We start from the raw sequence: 236 nt of genomic DNA, 5'->3' as shown, positions 1-236 counted from the left end.
CACTGCGCTTGGCCAACTCATGATCACGCCGGCAGGCCAACACAAACGGTTCGCTGACCAGGGGCACGAACTCGATGTCCGGGTGCTGCCCACTCATCATGTTGATACCGAAATCAGCTTCCCCACGCAGGACCGCTTCAAGCCCCTCGTTGGCGCTCAAGTCCAGCAGGCGGATGCGGATTTTTGGGTAGCGTTCGTTGTACAGACGAATCACCGAGGGCAGGAAATAGAACGCC

General features: G+C 58.5%; 1 protein-coding gene. It reads right to left on the bottom strand.

The window, feature by feature from the left end; all coding sequences use genetic code 11:
* A partial coding sequence (locus tag SB756_RS35300) for a LysR substrate-binding domain-containing protein (protein WP_410913910.1) occupies window positions 1-236 on the bottom strand: 236 nt, incomplete at both ends.

The sequence above is a fragment of the Pseudomonas sp. SIMBA_068 genome, assembly GCF_046534705.1.
Taxonomy (GTDB): Bacteria; Pseudomonadota; Gammaproteobacteria; order Pseudomonadales; family Pseudomonadaceae; genus Aquipseudomonas; species Aquipseudomonas putida.
Note: the sequence above shows the minus strand (reverse complement) of the source record. Positions and strands in the feature narration are given on the sequence as shown.